7 protein-coding genes are annotated in these 4097 nt (G+C 67.8%); 1 reads left to right on the top strand and 6 read right to left on the bottom strand.

The genetic code is table 11. The features are described from left to right. Positions 1-47: 47 nt before the first annotated feature. The 3 genes from EFK10_RS13985 to EFK10_RS47385 form a co-directional block, all read right to left on the bottom strand. Complete coding sequence (locus EFK10_RS13985) at positions 48-248, bottom strand: hypothetical protein (RefSeq protein WP_127356031.1); 201 nt, start codon at positions 246-248, stop codon at positions 48-50. Between the two features lie 320 nt (positions 249-568). Further along, positions 569-742 carry a hypothetical protein gene (locus EFK10_RS13980; RefSeq protein WP_240677211.1) on the bottom strand — a complete coding sequence of 58 codons (174 nt, stop codon included), beginning with the start codon at positions 740-742 and terminating at the stop codon, positions 569-571. A 44-nt stretch (positions 743-786) separates the two neighbouring features. Continuing rightward, complete coding sequence (locus EFK10_RS47385) at positions 787-1572, bottom strand: hypothetical protein (protein ID WP_164835988.1); 786 nt, start codon at positions 1570-1572, stop codon at positions 787-789. Between the two features lie 153 nt (positions 1573-1725). Between EFK10_RS47385 and EFK10_RS13975 the strand changes: the two genes are divergently transcribed. Next, positions 1726-2265, top strand: a complete 540-nt coding sequence (locus EFK10_RS13975) for a hypothetical protein (RefSeq protein ID WP_127356030.1) — start codon at positions 1726-1728, stop codon at positions 2263-2265. Here the strand turns inward: EFK10_RS13975 and EFK10_RS13970 are convergent. The 3 genes from EFK10_RS13970 to EFK10_RS13960 form a co-directional block, all read right to left on the bottom strand. Then, positions 2231-3172 (bottom strand): IS5 family transposase, encoded by a 942-nt coding sequence (locus EFK10_RS13970; protein ID WP_240677210.1) that lies wholly within the window; start codon positions 3170-3172, stop codon positions 2231-2233. The two genes, EFK10_RS13975 and EFK10_RS13970, sit on opposite strands and share 35 nt — an antisense overlap. Before the next feature lie 38 nt (positions 3173-3210). Then, the gene (locus tag EFK10_RS13965) at positions 3211-3468 is read right to left on the bottom strand and encodes a hypothetical protein (protein ID WP_127356029.1); all 258 of its coding nucleotides are present in this window, start codon (positions 3466-3468) and stop codon (positions 3211-3213) included. A gap of 209 nt (positions 3469-3677) precedes the next feature. Beyond that, positions 3678-4097, bottom strand: a 420-nt coding sequence (locus EFK10_RS13960) for a hypothetical protein (RefSeq protein ID WP_127356028.1), incomplete at its 5' end; no start/stop codon positions are given.

Raw genomic sequence — 4097 nt, 5'->3', positions numbered from 1 at the left:
ACTTGACCACCCCGCCCCACCAGCCGCTGACCACCGGTCACCGGCCGTCACCCCACGCCAAGAACCGTCACACCGCGCGCTCGCACTGAATGTTTGCCCGTCAGGGTGTGGGGCTGGTTCTCGGCGAACTCGCCGATGGCAGCGATCTCGAAGAACAGGCTCAGGCGGTGCACGCCGCCGGCCATGAGGCTCACCGCGCGGCGGCCGGACTTGATGCTCAGCGTGTAGCCGTCGAACTGGAAGGCCATCAGGGGTTCCTCGCACGTGTTTCCAAGAGGCCCTGATGGTGTCACCCGCGCGGGTGACTACGCCAAGGACTTACTCCCGGTCCTCAGCCCTGCGACTGCATCCGGCGGCGCTCGGCTGCCGCTGGCTGCGGATACGCAGAGACCTCTCACTCAGCATCTCTACCGGTGGCGGGGTCTTCTGGCTCTTCAGCCGAAGCACCTCCGGCAGGATTCGAACCTGCGCACGCGGCTTCGGAGGCCTTTGACCTGTTCGCTGTTTGCCCTGGTGAGTGTTGTACGTCAACACTTTAGCGGTGCCGATGACAGTTGCGCCGACTCGGCTACCAGGGCTCCAGGTCGTACCTGTCCGGCTCTGTGCCGGGCGGCATCACGTCATCGGCGCGTGAGTTCAGGGGGACGAGCCTGCCCGTGGCAGGGTCGAGGTGGTAGATGAACGCCTTGGCCCTGTCCGCGAAGGCCGCTGCCGGTCGGCTGATCCCGCCGCTGGTGATCACGATCAGCCGCTTCGGTAGGTCGCCGGCCGCCGCTGCCAGGCCGTTCAGCCGCTGGATCTCGGACGTCGACAGGTTCTTGGCCCGGCCACTCCACTCGATGTGGTAGGCGTCGGAGTGGATGGGGCTGTCGGAGCCGCCTTCGCGGACGTCCCTCCGAAGCCGAAGCCCGTGAGCTGTTCCAGAACGGCCTCCGCGATTTCCCCGGAGCCTGGCGGCCGCAAGGCTGAGTCGGGTTCGGTCGCGTCGACGAGGAAGAGAGGTTCCTGCACTTCGGACTGCGGCTCGGCGGATGCCCGCGAGGGCTTGGGCGGTTCCCAGGGAGCGTCGCTCTCGACCCATGCCTTCGGCCCGTCGCCGATCAGGTCGGCGATCCGACTCACGGGGACGTCGGCACGCGGCACGCCGGGCGTCGGGAGTTCCCTTTGCCATAGGGAGTAGCCGAGATCGACACGCCCCCAGGCACCCCACTCCGGGCAGTGCATGTCGACCAGCCAGCCGACGCTGGGCTTGATGGAGACCCGGACGAAGGCGCCAGGGAACTCGGCCTCGACGTAGGCCCCTTCGCTCCCCTGCGCGATGTGGAGCTTGAGCTCGTGGCGCGGTCCGTAGGGGAAATACCCGTTGCCCGCCACTACGCGCCGTACGCGCACGCCTCGTTCGACCAGGAGATCGGCGAGCTCGGTCATGTCCGACGGTTCGCTCTCGTGCCAGCGCCACGGCGACGCGACCGGCACGCCGGCGAGGTGAGCCGACGCATGGGCGTACAAGGCGTCGACGAGCACCTCGTCGGGTGTGTTCAGCGGCCAAACGGAGGGCTCGCTGTCCAGCACCGGATCGACGAGCAGCCATACAAACGTGTGGCCGAGCCTTAGAAGCTGTCCTCTTACCGAACTTGATCGCTGACTTTCCGCTGGTCAGGCATGGGATCGGCTGCCGTGCGGCAGGGATGGCACGTCGTGTCGTCTCTGTGGTGGAGGTGCCGGATGCCGTCGGTGTTGGGGCTGTTGGAGGACCGGGAGTTGGCTGCCCGGCAGCGGGTGGAGTCGCTGCTGGAGGAGATGGACCGGCTCATGGCCGTGCTGCGCGAGGCGCAGGCCGGCTGGCAGCGGTTGGTGATCACGCGGGAGACGGTGAGCGAGGTGTTGACCGTGCCGCATGAACCGGGTGCGCCGGATGCCGTGGGGGCGGCGGCCGGCGACGCCGGGCCGGCCGTGCCGAGCCCGGCACCGGAAGAGACTGCGGCTGCTCCGCGGTCGGCGGTGCCGGTGTGGCGGCAGGGGCTGGAGGTTGCGGCGCTGTCCCCTGACTATCAGCGGATCATGACCGTGGTGGCTGATCGCGGGCGGTCCGGGGGTGGGCCGGTGAACTGCCGTGAGATCGCGGCGGCGTTGGGCCTGGAGTTGGTGGCGGCGAAGGTGGAAGGGGTGCGGTCGAAGGCCAAGCGCCTGGTGGAGCGGGGGTGGCTGGCCGAACCGGTCCCGGGCCGGTTCAGCCTGGCCACTTTGCGAGGCGGCGGCTCATGACCATGGTCATCGACCACAGGATCATGGCCTCGGAGGTGTCGGTGCGCCTCTCGTAGTCGCGGGCCAGGCGCCGTGAGCGCATCAGCCACCCGAACGTCCGCTCCACCAGCCACCTCTTGGGCAGCACGACGAACCCAGAGGTATCGTCACTGCGCTTGACCACCGTCAGCGCGATCCGCCACAGCGTCGCCACGAGGTCGACCAGGGGCCCGGTGTAGCCGCCGTCGGCCCACACCCGCGCCAGGCGGAAGTACCGTGCCCGCGCCCGCCCCAGCAGCTCCCGACCCGCCTCCCGGTCGGTGACCGAGGCCGCGGTGACCATCACGGCCAGCAGCAGCCCGAGCGTGTCGACCACGATGTGCCGCTTGCGGCCGTTGATCTTCTTACCCCCGTCGAAACCCCGGGTGGCAGCCGGCACGGTCGCGGCGGCCTTCACCGACTGCGCGTCGATGACACCCGCGCTCGGCTGCGGATCCCGCCCGGCCGCCCGGCGGACCGCACCGCGCAGCCGGTCGTGGAACTCAGCGATCAGGCCCTGGTCGCGCCAGCGCCGGTAGAAAGCGTAGACGCGCTTCCACGCGGGGAAGTCCACAGGCATCGCACGCCACTTGATGCCGTTGTCGACCAGGTAGCGGATCGCGTCGATCATCTGCCGGTGACAGTAGCCCTCCGGCTGCCCGCCCCGGCCCTCCAGCCACCCCGGTACCGGCAGCGCGGCACGGACCCGGGCCCACTCGGCATCGGTCATGTCCGACGGATACCGGCGCACCCGCTCCGGCTGGTCGGCCGCGTTGCCGTACACATGCGCGAGACATTCACACGACCGGGAACCGGCGTTGGACTCCACAGCCACCGGCACGGAACACTGCGACAACAGGGCCTCCTGGTACTCGTAAGGCTTCAACACCCACGAGATGTTCAGGAGGCCCTGCCTTCATGCGCCGGTCACTCCGGGATCCCCCGAACGAGACTCCAGTTCGACCCGCAAACCTCAAGATCGGTAAGAGGACAGCTTCTTACCAGGGCCAGCCCGACCCCTTCGTCTCCGGACAGTTTGACCCTCAGGTACCTATGGGGTTCGGCGGAGTTGAAGTAGACCCGGCCGGCCAACTTGGGGTGGCGTTCGAGCAGCATCCGCTCCAGAGCCTGGAAGTGCAGGTGTATGCCGTATGCGGCGACCATGTCACTGGGAGGGAAGGGCAAGGAGAAACGCTCCTCGGGAGTGAGCCGTAATGGGCGATGCCATCAGCCAGGGAAAGTGTAGAGGGGGCCGGATTGCAGAGCAGCCGGAAGCGTGGCCGGATCCGCCACCACCGGCATACGGCATGCTCGCCGCAGCCGAGTGAACAGCGAACCCCCGCCCCCGTTGGGCGAATTCGAGGGGCGGGGGGGGTTTGCGTTCAGCCGATGGCTCAGGGGCAGTTCTCTCCGAACTTCACTGCGGTGAACTCGACCGGCTGACCATTCAAGGCCACACCTGGCTTGGGGTCCTGGCTGCACACCTGCCAGTTCGACTCGATGAGGATCATGCGGTCGTCGCCGCTGGCGTCATTCACCGTGATCGACGTGGAAGAGTCCAGTGCACCACGGGCGGTGTTCACCGACTCACCCACGAAGTTTGGCATCGTTCTGCCCGCCTGACTGGGTGCCGCCTTGTCCTTCGAGGGACAGTTTTCGTCGAGCTTGACTGCCCCGAAGTCCAGCGTCGTATCGGTCGGGACAGACTTACCCGCGGCGTAGTTCTGGGAGCACACCTTCCAGTCCCTGTCGAGGATCTGGTGGCGGCCCCGCCCGAGCGAGTCGTGCGAGTCCAGCGAGTAGAAGCCCTTACC

Source organism: Streptomyces soli (assembly GCF_003999195.1).
GTDB classification, from domain to species: Bacteria; Actinomycetota; Actinomycetes; order Streptomycetales; family Streptomycetaceae; genus Actinacidiphila; species Actinacidiphila soli.
Note: the sequence above shows the minus strand (reverse complement) of the source record. Positions and strands in the feature narration are given on the sequence as shown.

What these genes read in the sequence shown, in the direction of transcription:
- EFK10_RS13975 (WP_127356030.1), top strand. Translation starts at nt 1,726, where the DNA reads ATGCCGTCGGTGTTGGGGCTGTTGGAGGACCGGGAGTTGGCTGCCCGG.
- EFK10_RS13985 (WP_127356031.1), bottom strand. Translation starts at nt 248, where the DNA reads ATGGCCTTCCAGTTCGACGGCTACACGCTGAGCATCAAGTCCGGCCGC.